Genomic DNA, 21,386 nt, shown 5'->3' on the forward strand with positions numbered 1-21,386 from the left:
TGAAAACAATAAACCGCTCCATTGCGGACATAATGAAGCGGTTTGTTTGGTTTTTGTTTCTAAATGTATAAGGAGCGGCTATTTTTTCTTTAAAATTTCTTCCAGCACTACCGGCTCATTGGTTGTAATGAAATCTACTCCTTGGCTGATGAGCCATTCCATGTCTTTGGCTTCGTTTACGGTCCAGGCGTTTACTTTCATGCCGAGGTCGTGGCATTCCTTTATCCATTCAGGATGTTTTTGGAAGACACTGAAGTGATAGTCGGGACCGGCACAACCCCATGCTTTCAACTCCTTGGGGGTAAGGTCACCGGTCAGGTAGTAGACGGGGGTGCCTTTGGGTGCCAGACGGATAAACTCCTTGGTGGCATGTTGGGAGAAGGTGATATATTCCGTACGGTCCTCCAGTCCTTTGTCCTTTATCATTTTTACGATACCCTCTACGGCTCGTGTTTCCTGTTCGGGGGTCTTGTGGGCTTTCAGTTCGAGGATAAGGCGGGTTTTCAGGCTTTTTGCCTTGTCCAGATACTGTTGCAGGGTAGGGAGTTGTTCGCCGTTGTCCAGTTGTACGGCGGTGCATACCTTGGCTGTGGCATCTTGCATAGTTACGCCTTTAAAGGTGGCGTCATGATTGACAACCAGCTGATTGTCTGTGGTGAGCCAAACGTCGAACTCGGAGCCGTAGCAGTGGATAGAATCAGCCTTTACAAGTGCGGCAAGGGAGTTCTGGGCCGAGCCGTCCGTAGTCCAGAAACCACGGTGGGCAATGACTTCCTGGGCCTGGATAGTGCCGCATGCAGCAAAGAGCAGGGCGGAAGCAAAAAATAGTTTTTTCAGATTCATAATGATTAGGGTGTTTTGTTTTGAACGCAAAGATAAGTATTATATTTCTTTTATTAAATCTAACCCCTGAGTAATTTCAGTATGTACTTTCCGGGCATCACGATGCGGGCTTTCAGTTGGGGTGAGCTGTTCAACTCATATAGGATTTTCCAGATTTTCCCTCCCAGTTTTCCAAAATCTGTCAGTCTCAGGATGGCATTCAAATCGTGGATGTCGGTTACTTTCTGCCTTGCCAGCTCTTCCATCAGGCCTTGGTAATTATGTGTCTGTCTGTTGAGCGTGTACTCCGGTGGAGTCAGAAGAATCTCCTCCTTCCTTCTTCCCGTCTCCCCTTGGGGAGATAGAGAGGGGTTTTCTTTATTCTCTTTATTTAGTTTATTTGCTAAAGCGCTGCTTGTTTTGGCATCCCTGATTCTCTGCTGGTTAACCAGTCCACCGCGACGTCCGGCCTCCTTTTTAGCTTCTTGTTGGGCGTCCCATGGCTCCATGCGGCGGCTTAGTCCGGGGGATGAGAAGCTTGTCTCGTTCACCTCGAACAGCGCATAGTCATAGATGATTCGCTTCAGTGTGGCGGTTGTCACCCTTGCTTTTTGTGCCAGTATGGGAATCACTTTCAGGCTGGCTTTATATTCGTTCTGCAATCTGAGGAATTCGAGCACTGTCCAGTAGATGCCATATCCTTTCATACCTTCTTCTTGTATCATAATCATTAATTTTAGGTTGCTGCCGGCATTGGCATCATGTAGTAAATAAGCCTCCATAGCTTTTGATATTGGTGTTTTTTGTTAGTTTACTATCGGTCTCCACTCCATAAAATTCTCAATCAGAAAAGTCCGCCAGCCTTGTTGTTCCGCGTCCCAATAGGCTACGTGAGCTTTAATGCTTGTCATGTCATGTTTCTTTTTGAAGTCGCTTTCGTAGGAAACAAGGGTTCCTCTTCCCATGTAGAAGCTGCCGTCCTGCTTTCGGTAGGCTATCAATGCATATCCGTATTGCATGTATTCCAGTAGGGAATTTATGCGCTGTGCCATCCATTGTACAGACTCCATGCTCAATGTCGTGTTTTCCGTAATCCGTTTTTCCCATAGCTTTTTTGCTTTTTCTGTTTTGGATACAAATTGCTCCTCAAATTCAGTTTTCTCTTTTCCCATTTTTTATGTTTTTAGGGTTAGTAAATGTATGATAATCAGCAATGAAAAAGGGCTACTCCTTTCAGTACGGATGGCTATGCCCTTGCCTTGTTGAGGCTACACCATCCGACAAGAAAGGTGTAGCCCTTCTGTCCGGTTGCTGACGGCGGCAAAATTACTGCCTTTCCAGGTACTGAACTATCAGTGATTTATCCTTACATCATATCCGTATGGGTCAATCAGTGTGGTGTCTTCCTGTTTTATGATGGCCCATACCTTCTCCAATTCGGTGATTATCGTACTGTAAGTCAAAGGCTTTTGCTCTCCTCTGGCTCTCTTTGTGAAGTTTTCGGATGCTACGAGCAGTTTGGCTATATCCGTTATTTTTCTAATTTTTGTGCCTTCAAAATAGCCTGATTTAAAGGCTCTTAAGTAACCTACATAAACATGGGTCTGGTCTCCGTAGTAAACCCGTTCTGCCAATAGCTTTTCATCCACTATGGAGCTGTGTTCTTTTACTTTTGTTGCTCTTAGTTTCTGTGTATCAGATTGATACGACATGCTTCTCTGTTCGTTACTGTTGAGATGCTTCTTTTTTTGAGTTCTTTCATTTGTGTAATTCTTTGTTCGTTTAACTGTTTTTTATTCTGGTTAAAAAATGCGAAAGTATAAAAAGTGAGGGAGAAATAAGGGAATTTTGGAGGGAAATGTGAAGGGTGAGTTGTAAATGGTTGATATATAAGATGATATGCTGTTTAAAAAACGTACGTTTAATGAACGCAAAGATAGAGACGTTTTTTGTAATGGCAAAATGTTTGATAGAAAAATGTTCCTAATAATAAATAATGATAAGTATATTACATTGAATTTCAGCAGTATATGCAATATGTGTAATCAGTTAAAATCTTCTTATTTTTAGCTCTTTGAGTATGTCTTGTATAAGTTCGAAATAGGTGTTTTTTAAACGTACGATTAAAAAACGCTTTTTTGTTTCTAATACGTTCGTTTATAGTCTCTTACCAAAAGGTAATGAACAACCGCAGAGAATCTGTTGACAAGAAGGGCATAGTGCTTGTCAAACTTCCCATAAAATGCTCGCAAGTGATTGAACTACAGTTCTGTAATAGTAGTTCAAAGCCCCCAAGGAATACCTTTTTCTAAGTAAAATTAGCAAGAATAGAAATGGATAAAGAGACCGAAGTTTGGTTTGCCATGCGTGCCACATACCGCAGGGAGCTTGAAGCTATGCATCTTCTCGAAAAGGCAAATCTTGGCTGTTTCATTCCCATGCAATATAAGATAAGTATCCGTAGGGGCAGGAAAGTCCGTGCTTTGGTTCCCGTCATCCGTAATCTGGTTTTTGTCCACGCACGTCCTTCCGAAGTGCAGCGATTTAAGTCTCAAATTACTTATTTACAATATATTACTGATACCCGTAGCGGCCAGAAAATAATCATTCCCGACCATGATATGCAGCGTTTCATAGCCGTTGCCGGTACCTATAATGACCATCTTCTCTATTTCCAGCCCGAAGAACTGAATCTCTCCAAAGGTACGAAAGTCCGTATCACCGGTGGCGACTTCGAGGGTCAAGAAGGTGTTTTTCTAAAGGTAAAAGGTGCCCGTGATCGTCGTGTAGTGATTGCTATACAAGGTATCATTGCCGTTGCCATGGCGACCATCCATCCAGACCTCATTGAAGTAATCCGCTAGTCTTTAATTTATAATTACTACTCATGTCTCTTTTAGAAGAAGCACTCCTCCTTCAGCGTGCCGCGCACGATCTGATGTATTTGGGTATGGACGGTAGTCCTATCTATAGCGATGATTTGTCTCGTCGTAACAGTGAAGTCTATCGCTTGACCACAACTTTGTATAATTCCGGCACCTGGGGCACCACGGTGGAGGAGCAGGCAAATGTCTGTCTTGCTCTCTTGAAGGGGTATAGTGCCTCGTTCATTGACCATGGTGAAAAACTACAGCATGTGCAGGAGGTATTGAGGCGTTGCTGGGACACCCTTGATTCCCTTCCTTCCTCTTTGCTGAAACTCCGCTTGCTTACGGCTTGTTATGGAGAGGTTTTCGATGAGCCTTTGGCCGACGAAGGCCGTTCTATCATTGCTTCTTGGAGTGTTGCATCACTGACTGCCGAGCAGCAGGAAGCAGTTGACGAGTTTCAGAATGTGGTGGATAATCCTTATCCATGGGAGGAAATGGAATAAAAATGTATAAATAGGATTTCTCTTTGAAGAAAAAACGTATATTTGCATATAGCTTCTAAAAAAGAGAAATAAGATGGAACAGATGCGTAAACTGCCAATTGGTATACAGACTTTTGAAAAGCTGCGTGAAGAAAATTATCTTTATGTAGACAAAACAGCAATGGTCTATAAGATAGCATCCAATTCCACTCCCTATTTTTTGAGCCGTCCTCGCCGTTTCGGTAAGAGTTTGCTTATATCTACCTTCGAAGCTTACTTTCAAGGACGTAAAGATTTGTTTCACGGGCTTGCCATCGAAAAACAGGAAACCCGGTGGGAGGAATACCCTGTATTGCATCTGGACTTGAATGCACGTAAATATGAAACAGCCGGAGATTTGGTAGCCATGCTTAATCAATATCTGGAAAAGTGGGAATTGAAATATGGTGCGGAAAAGCAGGAGCGTAGTCCCGAAGAGCGTTTTGCCTATGTGATAGAGCAGGCGTATGCCCAGACGGGTAAGCAAGTGGTAGTGTTGATTGATGAATACGATAAGCCTTTGCTTCAAGCTCTTTCGGATGAAAAGTTAACGGAAGAGTATCGTCGGATATTGAAAGCCTTTTATGGGGTACTGAAAAGTGCCGACCGTTATCTCCGCTTTGTTTTTTTGACGGGTGTGACGAAGTTTGCGCAGATTAGCGTGTTCAGTGATTTAAATCAGTTGCAGGACATCAGTACATGGCCCGACTATTCTTCTTTATGTGGTATTACTAAGGAAGAACTGCTCACAACGTTTACTCCGGAGATAGAACGTTTGGGTGTTTCCAATGGGATGGACTTCGATACAACTTTGGAGCGGATGACGAAGCTGTATGACGGTTATCATTTTTACCCTCATTGTGAAGGGGTTTTTAATCCTTTCAGTGTGTTGAATGCATGCAAGTCGAAGATTTTGGATAATTTCTGGTTTCAGACCGGTACTCCTACCTACTTGGCTAACTTGTTGAAAAAGAGTGATTATGATTTGCGCCTTTTGATTGAGGGAGTTGAAGTGACGGCTTCTGCTTTTTTTGAGTATCGTGCAGAAGTAAAGAACCCGCTTCCCATGATTTACCAGAGTGGTTATCTGACCATCAAAGACTACGACAGGGATGTTTTATTGTACACTTTGGGTTTTCCCAATGATGAGGTACGCTATGGTTTCTTGAATTTTCTGGTACCTTATTATACGGAAGTGACCGATGATGAAACCGGTTTCCACATAGCCAAGTTTATGCGTGAACTCCGTTCCGGTGATGTGGATGCTTTCATGGAACGTCTCCGGGTGTTTTTTGCCGGTATGCCATACGATTTGAGCGATAATACGGAACGTCACTACCAGGCTGTCTTTTATGTGGTTTTCACTTTGATGGGACAATTTGTTGAGACGGAAATCCGTAGTGCCCACGGTCGTGCCGATGCCGTGGTGAAGACGAAAGATACCATTTATGTTTTTGAGTTTAAACTGAACGGCAGTGCCGAGGAGGCTTTACGGCAGATTGATGAAAAAGGGTATCTGATTCCTTATAGGTTGGACGGGAGGCGTCTTGTCAAAGTGGGGGTGAATTTCAGCAAGGAAAGGCGTAATGTAGACAGGTATATTGTGGAAGATTTTGTTTTCTAAAATTGGAAATATGGTTACCATCAAAAATAAGGAATACGGTTCTAATATCAGCCTTGCTGCCATCTGCAATTCTCTTTGCAAGGCGGAACATCAGTTGCTTGAGGAGTTTGTCACGGTCGGTGCCAATGCATACGTGGTACGCAATACGCAAAACTCCCTATAAACTCTAGAAGTTCGGTCTTGTGCTGACATATGAGGATGATGTTAAAGGTGAATGGCACATGCTGATGCCTGACTCTGTACGAGATTCCCTTTCGGACCTCGTCCCTCAGTTTATGAATTATATAAATGCCGGCCAGCTGATACCTTCGGTAAAGGAAATCCGGATGCGGATGGCGTTGCATCGCTTTTTGGATAGGGAGAGTTGGTGCCGGATTCAAAAAATAACGTATTATTGCTTACCCATATGGACGGTAAGCACTCAATTGTTTATTTGCTTTACCGCCCCGTATGCTAGATTTTTGTGCCATAAAGATAAAACGAATGCTTATGGCAAGCAGCACGGATTTCAAGAATTTATGGAAACGCTATCAAAAGGAGGGAGTTTCCAAGTTCATCTCTCATGTCCGGGCAAAGTTCAAACTTGCTGCAGACATCGCCAAAGACGAAGAGGCGGCATGGTTTGTGGAACAAATTGGGCGGTTGTATCTGATAGAGGCTGAATGTTTGATGCGTCGGCTCACTCTCGGGGAGATAAGGAAAAGAAGAAATAAATCCGATGTCAGTGAGATATTGAAAGGCTTGAGGAAACAGGTATTGGAACTTCAGCAGGATAAACGCTGTCACTACGGTAAAATGATGGAGACAGCTTTGGCTTATATGTTGAACGGCTGGGATGACCTGCTTAAATATCGCCACTGGGGCGACTACACGATAGACAACATGGTGGCGGAACGTGCGATACGTCCCTTTGCCGTATCGCGAAATAATTCTCTTCACTTCAGCAGTGAGGAGGGTGTCAATGTGGCAATGACTTTCTATACCATTATCGAAACGGCCAAGATGTACCTCTCGGATATCAAGGGATATCTTATACATGTATTCCGTGAACTATTGTCAGGAAACAAGAACTACGAAATGCTGATTCCATCAGGCATTTCGGTTTGAATTAAGTTAAATCGAAGTCAAATATAATAAGACCAATTCCCTTTCTCGCTGATTTTCAGTAGGGAAAAAGGTATTGAGTGCTTACTTTTAAACCTTTTCAGGTCTAAAATGACTGCTTACTTATTTTCAGAAGAGTCCAAAGTGATTGAGTGCTTACGATGATGTTAATTTGCAAAGTGAAAAATATATCTGACTATATATATAGGTATAAAACCTTAATTGAAAATTTTGGCTATCTAACTTTATTACAGATATGTAATTTATTGATACCACTTGTTACATATCCTTATTTAATTAATACTTTAGGAAAAAATTTATATGGTGTAATCATATATTCTCAGGCAATAGTTAGTTATTTAGCAATATTTGTAAACTGGGGATTTAATATCTCAGCTACGAAATATATTAGCATTAATAGAGAAGATTCAAAGAAGATAAACGAAATAGTTAGTGTGGTATATATTGTAAAAACCTTGCTTTTAATTATAGTATTTGGATTCTTATTTTTAATATTTCTTTTTCCTGAAATTCGAGAATATAAATTATTATATATTTTTTCAATGTGGCAATGTATTTATGAATGTTTATTTCCTATATGGTTTTTTCAAGGTATAGAAAAAATGAAATATATTGCAATTTTTTCTTTCATAGGACGTGTAGTGTTTATTCTATTGATATTTATATGGGTCACTACACCGCAAGATTATTTATTGGTTCCACTTATAAATGGCATTGGAGCTATTATTACATCTCTTATAGCCATATATATACTAATATATAAATTTAAAATTAAGTTTAGATGGCAGTCTTTAGCGACTATATTTTATCATACAAAAGATTCAACCAAACTTCTCTTAACGTCAATAACAGGTATAGTGAAAGATAGGACTAATACTATAGTTATTGGTAGCGTTTTGGGAATGGGAGAAGTAGCTTATTATGATTTTGTAGAAAAAATAGTAAATGTATTATCTACTATATTTTATACAATAAGTAATGTTGTATTTCCATATTATAATAAAAATGCTAATAAAATATTTGCCCGTAAACTTTTAATATATACTACTGTAATAGGAGTTTTATTATATTTTATTGTTGGATGTTCTTTGAAATCATTTATTCTTTTATTTTTTAATAATGATATGCTAATGGCAATTCCTGTGTATTGGATGTTGGGAACTCTGTTTATATATCGCCATTTAAGTTATTTTCTTGGAACTGTTATATTAATAAGTCACAATCATGTAAAAGATGTTATTGTCAATATGTTTTATAGTATGTTCGTGTATTTGTTCGTAATAATGTTTTTGGGAATTATTGATTGTTTAAATATATATACTTTATCTATATCATTGGTAATATCTGTTTTCTTTGAAACTTTACAGAGATGGTATTATTGTAAAAAATATGGTATAATATGATGAATTTCATAAATCGGTTTATGAGACTCTTTAGGAGAAGGACTGTCAATATAGGACGAGATGTACAATTATTAGGAAATACTGTTATAGGCTGTGATTGTTCTTTTTCAGCTCGCGTTATTTTCAGTAATTCTATTATTGGAGATTATTCATATGTAAATTATAACTCTATTATACATTGTTGCCATATAGGAAAGTTTTGTTCAATAGGTCCTAATGTCGTAGCTGGCTTGGGTAATCATCCAGTAGAAAAGAACGTTACGACTTCTCCGAGGTTATTTTTAAAAGGAAAGTTCCTTTTAGAAGATAGGTATGACCAGTTTGCTATAGTTACTATTGGAAATGATGTATGGATTGGTGCTAATGTGACTATTGTAAATGGAGTTACAATTGGTGATGGTGCAGTAATAGGAGCAAATTCTATTGTAACTAAAGATATACCGCCTTATTCAATTTATGGTGGAGTACCGGCTAAATGTATTAGAATGCGCTTTGAGCAGAATCAAATAGATTTTTTGTTAAAATTAAAGTGGTGGAATATGGATGAGGAATGGATAAGAAGTAATAGTTTACTTTTTTCAGATGTTAATTGTTTAATGGAAAAATATGGAATTTCTCTTTAGTGTATTTACTCCGACTTACAATAGAGCGAATACTATAGGACGTACCTATGAATATTTGTGTAAACAAACATTACGTAGTTTTGAATGGATTATTGTGGATGATGGTTCCACAGATAATACAGAAGAAATAGTTCAGAAATGGATAAATACAAATAAAATTTCCATTGTATATTTGAAGCAGGAGAATGGGGGAAAGCATCGTGCATTTAATAGAGCAGTGCAGATAGCTAAAGGGGAAATCTTTATTTGTTTAGATTCTGACGATTATTATATTGAAACTGCACTAGAAATAATTTATTCATATCATTTGATACATAAGGATAATCCTTGGATAGCAGGATTTTCATGTAATTCTTTAGATTTACATGGAAATCTAATAGGAACTTCGCTACCTGTAGACGAGTTGGTTGTTTCACATTATAACCTTTACAATTCATTGTCAGTAAAAGGAGATAAAGGGTTAATTTATTATACTCGTATTTTGAAAGAATATCCATTCCCTGAATTTGAGAATGAATTCTTTGTAACAGAAGCATTGGTTTTAAATAGAATTTCTTTGCGATATAAAATATGTTGTATTAAGCGAAGTTTAGAAATAAAAGATTATCAAAGAGATGGTCTGTCTAGCAAATACAGACATCTGTGTTTAAGAAATCCTAATGGTTATGCTCTGTATATAAATGAGAGGAATTATTTTAATTTATCATTTACTAACTATGTTATTAATGCTGCAAGTTATGTGCGTTATAGTCTATTTGCAGGAAAAAGTTTTAGGAATATATATAAAGAAGCTATAAATAGAAGATGGACTTTTATAATAGCCTGTTTCTTAGGAATTTTATTATATATTAAAGATAAAAGTAGGTCATGAAAAAAAATCTTTTATTCATTATAGATAATTTGAAAGGTGGTGGAGCAGAAAGGATATTGATAACAATACTTCAACATCTTGATGCAAAAAAATATAATGTAGATCTTTTTTTAATAAATAGAGAGGGTGTTTATCTTGATAGTGTTCCTCGGAATATATGTTTATATTCTGCTTTGGGGGATTCAAATCTGCTAATAAATAAAATTAAGAGACGTATTTTACTAACGTTTCCTAGCTTGTTCTATATCTTTCATATAAGGAAACTATACGATTGTTATATTGCTTTTAGAGAGGATACTGCTACCAGAATTTTATTTAAAGCTCCTGCTACTGCGCAAAGAGTGGCTTGGCTACATACAGATTTAATAAAGCATACCTACTGTAAAACAACTAATAAGCGGAGATATTTTCGTGACCTTCCTTCTTTAAATCAAATAGTATGTGTTTCTAAAGCTTGTCAAAAGACATTGATAAATTTATGCCCTGCTGTCAAAAATAAATCGATTGTTTTATATAATCCTATTGATATTTCTGATATTATACAAAAATCAAATGTACATATTAATGTACCATTTAGTCGGGATAGAATAAATTTATTGGCTGTAGGTAGGATTGACAAAGGTAAAAATCATCGATTTTTGATTGAGTGTATGCCTTTATTGTTGAACAAGGGAAATTTTACATTATGGATTTTAGGGGTGGGGCCTTTACAAGTTGAGTTGGAAAAACTGAGAGATGATATGGGATTGCAAGATTATGTACATTTTTTAGGGTTTAAAGAAAATCCATATCCTTTAATAAAATCCTGTGACGTATTTGTTTTATCTTCCCTATATGAAGGATTACCGACTGTAATAATAGAAGCTTTAATTTTAGAAAGAAATATTGTTTCCTCTCCTTGTGTAGGTGCTGAAGAAGTATTGTGTAATGGAGAGTTTGGATATGTGGCTTCATTGGATATAAATTCTTTTTCGGAAGCAATTTGTAAAGCGTCAGAACATTCTTTGTTGATATCCACTAAATTAAGGCATAGATTATCTGATTTTGATTTGAATCAGCAAATATGTAAAGTTAATACTTTATTTAGATGATAAGTTTTACGTGGAAATATTCCATTTTTCAAGTAATACAGATTTTTATTATTATTTGCTATTTTCTCCAATTTTTATTTTGTATTGGATTTGGATATAATGATGTAACAATTAATATACTACAATATGAATTGTTACTCATTTTTTTGTGGTCACTTTTTTCTGCGATACATGAAAGTGGAACATTCAATTTGTATGTTCTTTTTCTATATATGCTATGTGTGTTTATTTATTCGCGTATATTCTTGGATATTTATGGTTTGTTTAATTGGACATGGGCAGATAAATATAATGATTTCATTTTCCCTATAAACGTACAGTTTCAAATATTAATATTGTTAACATTTTCATTGCTATTTATGCATCTTGGATGCTTGATGGGTAGAAAATATTTGTCTTATAGAAAGATAAATTTTGAATATTCGAGGTATCTAGATAAAATATCTACTTTCTTATTTCTATTCTCCGTTCCAGGTACTTTTATTAAATATTTGATTCAGTTTAAAGCTGTGTTGGAGCATGGATATTTAGCTGTATATGATGGAACTATTGCAAATTTGAAATATCCAATATGGACGACGGGAGCAATATCTATTTTTGAATTTTCATATTGCTTATTTTTAGCATCGAAACCTTCTAAAAAGAAGTTCTTTATCATATCGTCAATTTTCTTTGCTTTAAGAATTGCAGATGTTTTAAAGGGTGGACGTTCTAAACTATTTTTACCTATTATATTTTTATTATGGTATTATTATTCATTTTATTCTGAACAACAAAAACAAAAAATAGGCAAATTATTATTGATTTCAATTGTGTGTATTATTCTGTCACAAGTATTATTGGAGTTCCGGAGGGGGGACGTTGATACTGGTTATGATTCTGATTTATTTATGATGTTTTTTTCTCAACAAGGGGTTTCGTTATTAGTATTTGCATATATGATATTTTATAAATCAACATTTGTAAATACTGGATTACCATATATTTTGTATCCTTTATCCTTAACATCAACTTTTGAAGGTCAATCTATGGAATTTGTGGAGCAAACTAATAGTTTAGGACATCGATTGACTTATTTTTTAGCACCGGATGCATACTTGGGGGGAGAGGGAGTTGGTTCTAGTTTTCTCGGAGAGTTTTGGGATTTGGGATTAATCGGATTTCTACTAATGAGTTTTTTAGCTGGATATATTATTCGTTATTTTGAGAAAAGTGTTCGTAATACTCGTGTTATCATGTTTTTGGCTTTTATATTAGTTCCTAATATAGTGTATATGCCTCGTGCTTCATTTTTCCCTTCATTGATAAATATTTTGATATTCTTATTTTTTTATAGTTTAATTCTATATGTTCCGAAACTTAAAATAAAATTCATTTAGTTTTATGCTTATTTCAATTATCATTCCTATATATAATGTTGAAAAATATTTGAACAGATGTTTAGATAGTGTCATGAAACAGTCTTTTCAGGACATTGAAATTATATTGGTAAACGATGGTTCGACGGATAATAGTGATAATATCATAAAAAGTTATTTATTTGATGAAAGAATTAAATATATATATCAGAAAAATAAAGGTTTAAGTGAAGCTCGTAATACAGGATTAAATATAGCATCAGGAGAATATGTTTTATTTTTAGATAGTGATGATTCTATAGAGCCTAATACATGTTATGAGTTATCGCAAGTAATAGAGAGATTTGAGGTTGATATAGTGGTTTTTGGTCGATATTTGATAAAGGATTGCATAGAAAAAGTTAGAGATCCTGCGTATTGGGGAAATAATCTGTTAGATGGTAAGGAATATTTGGTCCAGGCTAAGCTGAATAATCGCTTTAGCGCATCAGCCTGTAACAGATTATATAAATTATCATTTTTACGACAAAGAGGGTTGAACTTTAAATCGGGAATTGTTTATGAAGATTTGTTGTTCAATTTCCAATGTATGATACAAGGGGCACGAGTTTATGTGTTAAATGAATTGTTATATAATTATTATATAGGACGTAACGATAGTATTATTAATACTATAAAAGAAAAGGATTTGGATATTTTGTTTACTGTTAATGAATTATTTGTGATATATGAAAAATATAAATATCCAGTTATTAAAGATGTTTTTTATTGGATTATTTATGATTGGGTTTCTAATGCAGTGAGTTATAAATATCCTCGAATAGCCATATTCAATAAGAAAGCTATTTCAATAACTCGAATTATAACTCAAGACTCCAGGTACAAATCAGTTTTATTATATTGTAGTACTTGCCATGTAATAGGGTTTAAGAGGAGGATTTTGTCTTGGTTACAGGTAAGAATGTTTTATGTTTACTATTTTTTAATTGGATTATTAGTTAGAATAAAGAAATTAGCATGAGAAATGTTGCTGTAATTTTAGCAGGTGGTGTCGGAACTCGTATGGGAGGGACAATGCCTAAACAATTTTTTAAAGTTTCGGGAAAAACAGTTTTAGAACATACCATTTCTGTATTTGATAACCATCCGCTTATTGATGAAATTGCAATTGTGGTACACCCTAATTATCTTGAAAAAGTGGAGGAATTGTGTTGCATTAATAATTTTAAGAAAGTAGGACGAATTCTACAAGGAGGAAGTGAACGTTATTATTCAAGTTTGTCAGCTATAAATGCCTATGCTTCTACAGAGAATGATATTAATTTAATATTTCATGATAGTGTACGTCCCTTAGTTACTAAAAGAATAATATCAGATTGTATTACTATGTTGGGTAAGTATGGAGCTGTTGATGTTGCAATTCCTGCAACAGATACCATTATCAAAATGAATCTGAATACGCATGAAATAGAGGATATTCCTAACCGACAATTTTTATACAATGGACAGACCCCACAAGCATTTAAATTATCCGTTATTAGGGAAGCATATAAACGTGCATTGGTAGATCCTAATTTTAAAACAACCGATGATTGTGGGGTTGTTTTAAAATATATGCCTGATATACCAATAGGAGTTGTACCGGGAGAGAAATTTAATATGAAGTTAACGCATAAAGAAGATTTGTTTTTGTTGGATAAGCTTTTTCAATTAAAATCTGTAAGTGATGTTTCTTTATATGGACAAGAAACCGCATTAGAGCATAAAGTTATAGTCATTTTTGGGGGAAGTTATGGTATAGGACATAGTATTGCAGAACTGTGTACCGGATTGAAAGCTAAGGTTTATTCGTTTAGTCGAAGTGAGACTGGAACAGATGTTGCTGATGCATCATTAGTAAAAGAAGCTTTGGAAAAAGTATATCTGATTGAGAAAAAGATTGATTTCGTTATAAATACAGCAGGTATATTATTGAAAATTCCTTTGATGACAATGAAATATGATGATATTTTAAATTTAATACGTGTAAATTATTTGGGAGCGATAAATGTGGCGAAGGAATCATTCTCATATTTAGCGAAGTCTCATGGAGGTTTATTACTATTTACTTCCAGTTCATATACACGAGGCAGAGCGATGTATAGCCTATATTCATCTTCAAAAGCTGCAATTGTGAATTTAGTTCAGGCTTTATCTGAAGAATGGAAAAGTTATAATATAAAGATTAATTGTATTAATCCGGAAAGAACTAAAACACCTATGCGTATCCAAAACTTTGGTATAGAACCGGAAAATAGTTTATTAAGTCCCCAATTTGTTGCAGAAACTTCAATAATGACATTACTTTCTGGATTGACGGGACAAGTTATAGATGTCAGACGTAAAACAGACTGACTATGAAGTAAGCAGTCAAAAATTGGCTCATAATTGAAATCTCTATCTTCGCTGCGAACAAAAATTTTAGAATTTATGTATAGCAGTGAAGATCTTGAAAGGTTTTACTTTCAGTACCAGACCGAGGCTTTGCCTCATGGAGAATCTCTCCAATCGTTTTGTGTTAAGAACAAAGTTCCTTATAACATCTTTCAGAAATGGTACAGGGATACCCGGAAAAAAGTAGTTGAAGTCCAGGTTGATGGTGTTCCTGTAATCGGTCATGAGGAAAAATCCAGTGCCATTGATCAATCTCAACCGGTATCACCAGGCAGAAATGATCACCCGGTTCGTATTTGGGTTGAGATTCGTATCAGCAATGGCTTGCATTTGTCCCAAAAGAATTTAAGCTACCCGGATTTGGTTCGTATGGTAGAGAAACTGGAGGGGTTATGTTGAGTGTTACCGGTCTGAATCATTTTTATTATGTCCGTGATTTTATCGATATGCGTTGTAAGCACAGCCGTGTGCTGTCTGTCATTCGTGAACGGCTTCACCGTGAGCCCAATGATGGAGACGTCTTTATAGTCATGTCTCGCAATCGCAGAATAGTCCGTATGTTTTCATTTGATAATCGTTCATATAGTCTGTTCGAAAAGAAGTTTGTGGCAGGCTATCAGTTCATGAAGGTGGAGCGGAACGGAGCAGATACTGTTTATCGGATTGCCTGGAAGGACGTGGTTTTGATTCTTGAGAATCCTATAGTTAAAACATTAAAAATCAGATAATCAATCTATTTATCCACTTGCGGTTTTGTGATTATTTTATTACCTCTAATGCTGTAAATCAAAGGTTTAAGTATGATCGATCTGCAAGATATAATTACAACAAAACGAGAGTTGTTGAGTAGGGAAACCTACTCACGCAACCCTATAAATTATAGTGCAGGTATGGCAGAGGATCAGAAAGAGCGATACATACAATACCTTGCCGAACAGAATCAGGATCTTCGGTTGACAAGTGATGCCATGAAGCTTGTTTTGGAGGATTTTATGGCTCAGATGAAGGATCTGAAGGCTCAGGTGTCCTCTATGGAATCGAAACATGCTGACCTTGAAAATCGGTTATCGGAAGAGCATAAACTTCGCAAATCGGCTGAGCGTAAGATAAAATCACTTCAAGAAAAACTTGATTATGCCTATCAGGAACGTTTTGGTGATAGACGTCAAAAGATACAATCTAAAGCTAAAACAAGTGATTCAGACCGCCGGAAGGAGAAAGATGATTATGATGGAACCGATGATACGCTTCGTACGGATTCGGTTGATCATGCTCCATCTCAAGAGGTAAAAGAGTCTTCCAGGAAAGAGCGTGATTTATCCAATCGCCCTGACGGTTATAAAAGGATGGGAGTAGTTGGAGAGGCGACAGAGCATCCTTCCGATTTGACAAAGGTTCCCGGTCGCCTCATTGAAAGAAGAATGGTACGGGTATTCAGTTTTCGTACTTTCCTGACGGAAGAATGTTTTGAGATGGTTCATTATGCAGAGCCTGGTAAAAAGCCGAAGTGGGGCTATTTCCCTTCTGAAGGCCATCCGGAGGTAGTAACCAGTTTTGAAGGCACTAGGGCCACTCCTGAATTTCTGCAGGCTATTGCCTATGAAGTTTATGTAAAGAATGTGACTTTTGGTCTTCTTCACCAATGGCTGACAGATATGGGCATGACCATTTCTAAAAACACGTTGCGCAACTGGCTTAAGAAAGGTAAGACATACCTGGACGAACTGGTCTGTGTATTGAAGTCTATAGCTTTGGAAAAAGATTCGATTGTGAACTTGCGCAAATACGATCACTATAAGAAGTGCTACATTTGGGTTCTGGTCAACAAGGCTCAGAAAACAGCCATTTTCTTCTATGAGAATGGCTCGCGCGGTCGTGATGTACTTACAGACTTTTTGGGCGATGCAGAGTTGAAGAGTATTATGTCCGACGGATACAATGCTTATGTATTTATCGGCAATGAGCTGAAATCAGCCCGGTTTAAAGATACTGTACACCAGGTTTGTATGTCACATGCCAAGAACAAGTTTGTCAAGGCTTCCAATCAGGGTGGTGAACCGAATGCAGAACGCTTTTCCGAAATTTTAAAGGAGTTCTTTATGAGGGAGCGTAAATACGATGATGCCGGATTAACTCCCAAGGAAAGGTTCCGAGAAAGGCAAAGCCTGGCAACGAAGGAACTTCTGATAGAGTTACGCAGCTTGTTAGATAGTGAACTGACAAAGGATTCAGAATTTAGAAGCCGGTATTATAAAGAAGCTCTCAATTATCTGAACCGGTTCTGGAAAGAGATCTTTGCTTACTTGGATGATGGTGAATTACCGATAGACAACAACCTGGCTGAGCGAACCATTCGAAAGCTGACCACTCAACGCAACAATTCACTTCATTATGGTAGTGATGCCGGTGCAGAGATGGCAGCAACTTATCACAGTGTGATAGGAACGGTAAAGCTTCATGGCAGTTCTATCTGGAACTTCATCGGAACTTTTTTCAAAAATATCTTTAACGGGTGCAGGGATTATGTTAACATGGTTCCTGACAAAATCACTTTGGCTGCCAGCCAATGTTAAATTCAAGACTAATTAATTAACAAAACTCGGTTTAGGGCACTGAAAAGTGCCCTTTCGAAGGGGGATGCCCTAAATTGAGTGCTTACGACTATGAATAATCTTCATTTTATAAAATGGGTATTTAGTAATAGAAATTATACTGATATAATATATCGTTTAATTTCCTTATTTCTAGGATATCCATTATTGTTACTTTCATACTTAATTCCAAGAAGTAAGAGAAAATGGGTTTTGGGATATAAAGTGGGTTTTACGGACAATGTGAAATATTTATATAGATATTTATATAAATATGAGAAAACAGTAATTCCTATTTGGATATCTTCTAATAAATCGGAAATATTGTTATTAAGAGAAAAAGGTATTAATGCATATTATAGATGGAGTTTATATGGGCTATATCATTGTTTGACATCCTACTATTATATTTTTTCTTCTCATTTATCAGATATTAATTATTGGACTTCGGGAGGATGCTTTGCTGTAAATCTATGGCACGGTGTTGGAATAAAAAAAATTGAGTTTGCAACAACTGTTGGCATTGATTCTAAGATATATGTAAAAAATATATTTAATCGTATTTTATTTCCTTATTTATTTCGTAAGCCTGATTTATTCCTTTCTACTTCAGTGTTTATGTCAATGCATTTTTCTAAATGCTTTCAAATAGATATACGTAAATGTCTTAATTTGGGATATCCTAGATGTGAGTTATTCTTTTTAAATGCAAATTTAATAAAGAAATATGTAGAAGAATATGAACCGCAAGGAGTTAATAGGCTGATAAAGGATATACAAGAATTTTCCCATACTATTATTTATATGCCAACTTTCAGAGATGACCAATCTGATTTTATGTTAGCCTCAGGTATTAATTTGGATTTATTGAATGATTTTTTGGAGAAACGTGATGAACTTTTTTTATTTAAGTTACATCCTGCCACTGTAGTATCTAATGTTTCAAGTATATTTTCTAACATTCGTTTCTTAGATAAGGATGTAGATGTTTATCCAATATTACCATTTACGGATTTACTAATAACAGACTATTCTTCTATTTTTTACGATTATTTGTTATTGGATAAAGGTATTGTTTTATTCCCTTTTGATTATGAAAAATATATTTGTCAATGTAGGGATTTGGCTTTTGATTTTGATGATTATACTCCAGGTGTTCGAGCCTATAGTTTTGATTCATTAATGGAAATATTATCTGATTGGAATTATGGTAATAGTTTGACTACTGAACAAAACAGAATAAAAAAAATATTTTGGGGAGATATTCCGATGCAAAATTCATGTAAGGTATTAACTCGTTATATTATAAATAATGGTAGCAGTAATAATGTCGATTTATAAAAATGATAAATTGATATATGTAGCACAATGTGTTGACAGTTTGCTAAAACAAACATTCAAGGATTTTCATGTTTATGTTCAATATGATGGAGTTGTTGAAAGTGGTATAGAACACTTCTTCATGGAGTTAAATGATAGTCGGTTTCATGTTTATGGTAGAGATGAAAATTATGGGTTGGCATATTCATTGAATGAGTTGTTAACTATTGTACTATCTAAAGGGTATGATTACGTTCTCCGTATGGATGCTGATGATATTTGTCTTTCAAATAGATTTGAAAAACAAATAATCTATATGAACAATCATAAAAATATAGATATATGTGGAGGACATATTGAAGAAATGGATGAAAACAAAAAATCTATAGGGGTTATAAGATATCCTCTATCACATGATGAAATGAAATGTTTCTTTGGGAAAAGAAACCCATTGGCACATATGAGTGTTATTTTTAGAAAATCTTATTTTCATAAAGCAGGTTTATATCCCGTTGATACGGATAAAGATGAAGATACAATATTTTGGCTAAATGGTTTTTTATCAGGATGTAAGTTTGCCAATATAGATGAAGTGTTGGTACGGGTACGTGTAAATAAGGATTTTTATTTAAGAAGAAATGGTTTATCAAAAAGTCTATCTGATTTGAAAAATAGATGTCTTGTTATTAGAAAACTGAACTTATCATATGTGAATTATATATTTGCTTGTGCTCGTTTTGTTATATTTATTATTCCTATCCCTCATGTAACTCAATTTGCTTATAAGTTTTTAAGATAATTTTACAAGATTGAATGTTTATCAAATCTCTCTTTGACCGTGGTGCATCACTCTTCGGTTTAATCTTTTTATTCCCGGTTTTAATTATAATCAGCATTTTGATTCGTATCAAGATGCCCGGAGGTCCTGTCATATTTAAACAGAAAAGAGTTGGACAATATGGGCGGTTGTTTACGATGTATAAGTTCCGTTCAATGACTGTCGCCCATTCTGGAAGTTCCATTTCTGTAAAAGGAGAGAGTCGTATCACTCCGTTAGGAGCAGTACTCCGGAAATATAAATTGGATGAATTGCCGGAGTTATGGAATGTGTTGATTGGTGACATGAGTTTCGTTGGCCCTCGTCCCGATGTTCCCGGTTATGCTGATAGGCTTGAGGGGGAGCATCGGAGAATACTTCTCTTAAAACCCGGCATTACCGGCCCCGCAAGTTTAAAGTATCGGAACGAGGAAGAATTATTGGCAGAACAGAAGGAACCTCAAAAATATAATGATGAGTTTTTGTTTCCGGACAAAGTGCGGATAAATATTGAATATTTGGATAGTTGGTCTTTTTGGAATGACATCAAAATCATCATTTACACAGTGCTTGGGAAAGATTTATAAAATCCTTTCTTTCCTTTTTATTCCCCACTACGTGAGGAAATCGAATCATTAGAATAATCACATATATTTTATGGATAAGAGAATTTATCTTTGCCTCGCTCACATGAGCGGCAAGGAGATGGGCTTCATACAAGAAGCTTTCGATACGAACTGGGTGGTTCCACTCGGTCCGAACGTAAGCGGCTTTGAACAGGATTTGGAGGCTTTTGTAGGTGAGAATAAGCATGTGGTGGCTTTGTCTGCCGGTACGGCTGCTGTACACTTGGCTTTGGTGGCTTGTGGAGTGGGACAGGGTGATGAAGTGATGGTGCAGAGTTTTACGTTTTGCGCATCGAGCCATCCTATGACTTATCTGGGTGCTACTCCTGTGTTTGTGGACTCAGAAGGGGATACCTGGAATATGGATCCGCAGCTGCTGGAAGCGGCAATCAAAGACCGCATCGCTAAAACTGGTAAGAAACCAAAGGCTATTGTCCCGGTTTATCTATATGGTATGCCAGCCAAGTTGGATGAAATAATGGCTGTGGCGGAGAAGTATGGCATTCCGGTGATTGAGGATGCTGCGGAAGGTTTCGGCAGTAGGTACAAAGGACGGGTTTGTGGTACGTTTGGCAAATATGGTGTGCTGTCTTTCAATGGCAACAAGATGATAACCACCAGCGGTGGCGGTGCCTTGATTTGTCCGGATGCGGAGGCAAAGAAGGAGGTTATGTTCTATGCCACACAGGCACGTGAGGCTTATCCTTATTATCAGCATGAGAAGATAGGCTATAACTATCGCATGAGTAACATTTGTGCGGGTATCGGTCGCGGCCAGATGACGGTGGTGGATGAGCACATAGCACACCATAAGCATCTGTGCGGTCTGTATCGTGAGCTGTTGGCCGATGTGGAGGGAATCACGCTTCATGAGAATCCTTCCGGACGTTATGCCAGCAACTATTGGCTGAACACGGTACTGCTTGACGGGAATCTGCATGTGAGAGGTGAGGAGGATGCCTACCGTGAGACAGTGAAAGGTGCCGTTGGTGGTGCTGCGGGTGTTACTCATGAGTCAGTGAATGCCCATACTTCTTGTGAGCCTAACCGTAATGTGGAGGCCATGCGTGTTTGTTTGGATAAAGCCGGTATCGAGAGCCGTCCCTTATGGAAGCCCATGCATCTCCAGCCGGTTTATGCGGCTAATCCTGCCTATGTGAATGGTGTCAGTGAGGGCTTGTTCAAGCGTGGTCTTTGCTTGCCGAGCGGTCCTTATGTGATGGATGAGGATGTGAGATACATAGTAGATGAAATGAAGAATTGTATATTGTAGAAATATTTTTTGTTGATT

23 protein-coding genes are annotated in these 21,386 nt (G+C 36.7%); 19 read left to right on the forward strand and 4 right to left on the reverse strand.

The genetic code is table 11. The features are described 5' to 3' along the window. Nucleotides 1–78 precede the first annotated feature (78 nt). The 4 genes from DW896_RS04125 to DW896_RS04140 form a co-directional block, all read right to left on the reverse strand. On the reverse strand, nt 79–843 hold the full coding sequence (locus DW896_RS04125) for a glycerophosphodiester phosphodiesterase family protein (protein ID WP_005837303.1): 765 nt from the start codon (nt 841–843) through the stop codon (nt 79–81). Between the two features lie 59 nt (nt 844–902). Continuing rightward, on the reverse strand, nt 903–1,604 hold the full coding sequence (locus tag DW896_RS04130; protein ID WP_005827562.1) for a Lin1244/Lin1753 domain-containing protein: 702 nt from the start codon (nt 1,602–1,604) through the stop codon (nt 903–905). Between the two features lie 24 nt (nt 1,605–1,628). After that, nucleotides 1,629–1,994 (reverse strand): SH3 beta-barrel fold-containing protein, encoded by a 366-nt coding sequence (locus DW896_RS04135; protein WP_022401220.1) that lies wholly within the window; start codon nt 1,992–1,994, stop codon nt 1,629–1,631. A 180-nt stretch (nt 1,995–2,174) separates the two neighbouring features. Beyond that, nucleotides 2,175–2,534 carry a hypothetical protein gene (locus DW896_RS04140; RefSeq protein WP_008664386.1) on the reverse strand — a complete coding sequence of 120 codons (360 nt, stop codon included), beginning with the start codon at nt 2,532–2,534 and terminating at the stop codon, nt 2,175–2,177. Between the two features lie 615 nt (nt 2,535–3,149). On the opposite strand from DW896_RS04140, the gene DW896_RS04145 reads away from it, so the two are divergent. The 19 genes from DW896_RS04145 (at nt 3,150) to DW896_RS04230 (ending at nt 21,368) form a co-directional block, all read left to right on the forward strand. Next, on the forward strand, nt 3,150–3,686 hold the full coding sequence (locus DW896_RS04145; RefSeq protein ID WP_057256474.1) for a UpxY family transcription antiterminator: 537 nt from the start codon (nt 3,150–3,152) through the stop codon (nt 3,684–3,686). Between the two features lie 23 nt (nt 3,687–3,709). Continuing rightward, nucleotides 3,710–4,195, forward strand: a complete 486-nt coding sequence (locus DW896_RS04150; RefSeq protein ID WP_057097875.1) for a UpxZ family transcription anti-terminator antagonist — start codon at nt 3,710–3,712, stop codon at nt 4,193–4,195. A gap of 73 nt (nt 4,196–4,268) precedes the next feature. Next, the gene (locus DW896_RS04155; protein WP_057097876.1) at nt 4,269–5,837 is read left to right on the forward strand and encodes an ATP-binding protein; all 1,569 of its coding nucleotides are present in this window, start codon (nt 4,269–4,271) and stop codon (nt 5,835–5,837) included. Nucleotides 5,838–5,847: 10 nt separating this feature from the next. Then, nucleotides 5,848–6,000, forward strand: a complete 153-nt coding sequence (locus DW896_RS21425) for a hypothetical protein (protein WP_005827578.1) — start codon at nt 5,848–5,850, stop codon at nt 5,998–6,000. A 326-nt stretch (nt 6,001–6,326) separates the two neighbouring features. Continuing rightward, entirely contained in the window at nt 6,327–6,944 is a 618-nt protein-coding gene (locus DW896_RS04160) for a transposase (RefSeq protein ID WP_158562836.1), read from the forward strand. Between the two features lie 176 nt (nt 6,945–7,120). After that, a complete protein-coding gene (locus DW896_RS04165) occupies nt 7,121–8,365 on the forward strand; it encodes an oligosaccharide flippase family protein (RefSeq protein ID WP_165491347.1) in 1,245 nt (414 codons plus the stop codon). After that, complete coding sequence (locus DW896_RS04170; protein WP_057097879.1) at nt 8,362–8,988, forward strand: CatB-related O-acetyltransferase; 627 nt, start codon at nt 8,362–8,364, stop codon at nt 8,986–8,988. The genes DW896_RS04165 and DW896_RS04170 overlap by 4 nt, the downstream gene beginning before the upstream one ends. Beyond that, a complete protein-coding gene (locus DW896_RS04175; protein WP_005827587.1) occupies nt 8,972–9,859 on the forward strand; it encodes a glycosyltransferase family A protein in 888 nt (295 codons plus the stop codon). The genes DW896_RS04170 and DW896_RS04175 overlap by 17 nt, the downstream gene beginning before the upstream one ends. Further along, nucleotides 9,856–10,950 carry a glycosyltransferase gene (locus DW896_RS04180; RefSeq protein ID WP_005827589.1) on the forward strand — a complete coding sequence of 365 codons (1,095 nt, stop codon included), beginning with the start codon at nt 9,856–9,858 and terminating at the stop codon, nt 10,948–10,950. The genes DW896_RS04175 and DW896_RS04180 overlap by 4 nt, the downstream gene beginning before the upstream one ends. After that, nucleotides 10,947–12,329, forward strand: coding sequence for an O-antigen polysaccharide polymerase Wzy family protein (locus DW896_RS04185; protein WP_005827591.1), 1,383 nt, complete (start codon nt 10,947–10,949; stop codon nt 12,327–12,329). The genes DW896_RS04180 and DW896_RS04185 overlap by 4 nt, the downstream gene beginning before the upstream one ends. Before the next feature lie 4 nt (nt 12,330–12,333). Next, the gene (locus tag DW896_RS04190) at nt 12,334–13,329 is read left to right on the forward strand and encodes a glycosyltransferase (RefSeq protein ID WP_005827592.1); all 996 of its coding nucleotides are present in this window, start codon (nt 12,334–12,336) and stop codon (nt 13,327–13,329) included. Continuing rightward, a complete protein-coding gene (locus DW896_RS04195) occupies nt 13,326–14,702 on the forward strand; it encodes a bifunctional cytidylyltransferase/SDR family oxidoreductase (protein ID WP_005827593.1) in 1,377 nt (458 codons plus the stop codon). The genes DW896_RS04190 and DW896_RS04195 overlap by 4 nt, the downstream gene beginning before the upstream one ends. A gap of 75 nt (nt 14,703–14,777) precedes the next feature. After that, a complete protein-coding gene (locus DW896_RS21430; protein WP_165852962.1) occupies nt 14,778–15,140 on the forward strand; it encodes a hypothetical protein in 363 nt (120 codons plus the stop codon). Further along, nucleotides 15,134–15,469, forward strand: a complete 336-nt coding sequence (gene tnpB / locus DW896_RS04205) for an IS66 family insertion sequence element accessory protein TnpB (protein WP_117952054.1) — start codon at nt 15,134–15,136, stop codon at nt 15,467–15,469. The genes DW896_RS21430 and tnpB overlap by 7 nt, the downstream gene beginning before the upstream one ends. A 72-nt stretch (nt 15,470–15,541) precedes the next feature. Then, nucleotides 15,542–17,314, forward strand: a complete 1,773-nt coding sequence (locus DW896_RS04210) for a transposase (protein ID WP_119992902.1) — start codon at nt 15,542–15,544, stop codon at nt 17,312–17,314. A 90-nt stretch (nt 17,315–17,404) separates the two neighbouring features. Beyond that, a complete protein-coding gene (locus DW896_RS04215; protein WP_005827594.1) occupies nt 17,405–18,673 on the forward strand; it encodes a CDP-glycerol glycerophosphotransferase family protein in 1,269 nt (422 codons plus the stop codon). Next, nucleotides 18,645–19,451, forward strand: a complete 807-nt coding sequence (locus tag DW896_RS04220; RefSeq protein ID WP_081027380.1) for a glycosyltransferase — start codon at nt 18,645–18,647, stop codon at nt 19,449–19,451. The genes DW896_RS04215 and DW896_RS04220 overlap by 29 nt, the downstream gene beginning before the upstream one ends. 14 nt (nt 19,452–19,465) lie before the next feature. Then, nucleotides 19,466–20,056, forward strand: coding sequence for a sugar transferase (locus DW896_RS04225; protein ID WP_005827596.1), 591 nt, complete (start codon nt 19,466–19,468; stop codon nt 20,054–20,056). Between the two features lie 70 nt (nt 20,057–20,126). Then, nucleotides 20,127–21,368 carry a DegT/DnrJ/EryC1/StrS aminotransferase family protein gene (locus DW896_RS04230; RefSeq protein ID WP_119992904.1) on the forward strand — a complete coding sequence of 414 codons (1,242 nt, stop codon included), beginning with the start codon at nt 20,127–20,129 and terminating at the stop codon, nt 21,366–21,368. Nucleotides 21,369–21,386 lie beyond the last annotated feature (18 nt).

Origin of the sequence: Bacteroides sp. AM41-16 (assembly GCF_003603495.1) — a bacterium.
Lineage (GTDB): Bacteria > Bacteroidota > Bacteroidia > Bacteroidales > Bacteroidaceae > Bacteroides > Bacteroides uniformis.

Coding starts and splice junctions, on each gene's coding strand:
- DW896_RS04125 (WP_005837303.1), bottom strand. CDS start 843: ATGAATCTGAAAAAACTATTTTTTGCTTCCGCCCTGCTCTTTGCTGCA.
- DW896_RS04130 (WP_005827562.1), bottom strand. CDS start 1,604: ATGGAGGCTTATTTACTACATGATGCCAATGCCGGCAGCAACCTAAAA.
- DW896_RS04135 (WP_022401220.1), bottom strand. CDS start 1,994: ATGGGAAAAGAGAAAACTGAATTTGAGGAGCAATTTGTATCCAAAACA.
- DW896_RS04140 (WP_008664386.1), bottom strand. CDS start 2,534: ATGTCGTATCAATCTGATACACAGAAACTAAGAGCAACAAAAGTAAAA.
- DW896_RS04150 (WP_057097875.1), top strand. CDS start 3,710: ATGTCTCTTTTAGAAGAAGCACTCCTCCTTCAGCGTGCCGCGCACGAT.
- DW896_RS04155 (WP_057097876.1), top strand. CDS start 4,269: ATGGAACAGATGCGTAAACTGCCAATTGGTATACAGACTTTTGAAAAG.
- DW896_RS21425 (WP_005827578.1), top strand. CDS start 5,848: ATGGTTACCATCAAAAATAAGGAATACGGTTCTAATATCAGCCTTGCT.
- DW896_RS04160 (WP_158562836.1), top strand. CDS start 6,327: ATGGCAAGCAGCACGGATTTCAAGAATTTATGGAAACGCTATCAAAAG.
- DW896_RS04170 (WP_057097879.1), top strand. CDS start 8,362: ATGATGAATTTCATAAATCGGTTTATGAGACTCTTTAGGAGAAGGACT.
- DW896_RS04175 (WP_005827587.1), top strand. CDS start 8,972: ATGGAATTTCTCTTTAGTGTATTTACTCCGACTTACAATAGAGCGAAT.
- DW896_RS04180 (WP_005827589.1), top strand. CDS start 9,856: ATGAAAAAAAATCTTTTATTCATTATAGATAATTTGAAAGGTGGTGGA.
- DW896_RS04185 (WP_005827591.1), top strand. CDS start 10,947: ATGATAAGTTTTACGTGGAAATATTCCATTTTTCAAGTAATACAGATT.
- DW896_RS04190 (WP_005827592.1), top strand. CDS start 12,334: ATGCTTATTTCAATTATCATTCCTATATATAATGTTGAAAAATATTTG.
- DW896_RS04195 (WP_005827593.1), top strand. CDS start 13,326: ATGAGAAATGTTGCTGTAATTTTAGCAGGTGGTGTCGGAACTCGTATG.
- DW896_RS21430 (WP_165852962.1), top strand. CDS start 14,778: ATGTATAGCAGTGAAGATCTTGAAAGGTTTTACTTTCAGTACCAGACC.
- tnpB (WP_117952054.1), top strand. CDS start 15,134: ATGTTGAGTGTTACCGGTCTGAATCATTTTTATTATGTCCGTGATTTT.
- DW896_RS04210 (WP_119992902.1), top strand. CDS start 15,542: ATGATCGATCTGCAAGATATAATTACAACAAAACGAGAGTTGTTGAGT.
- DW896_RS04215 (WP_005827594.1), top strand. CDS start 17,405: ATGAATAATCTTCATTTTATAAAATGGGTATTTAGTAATAGAAATTAT.
- DW896_RS04220 (WP_081027380.1), top strand. CDS start 18,645: ATGGTAGCAGTAATAATGTCGATTTATAAAAATGATAAATTGATATAT.
- DW896_RS04225 (WP_005827596.1), top strand. CDS start 19,466: ATGTTTATCAAATCTCTCTTTGACCGTGGTGCATCACTCTTCGGTTTA.
- DW896_RS04230 (WP_119992904.1), top strand. CDS start 20,127: ATGGATAAGAGAATTTATCTTTGCCTCGCTCACATGAGCGGCAAGGAG.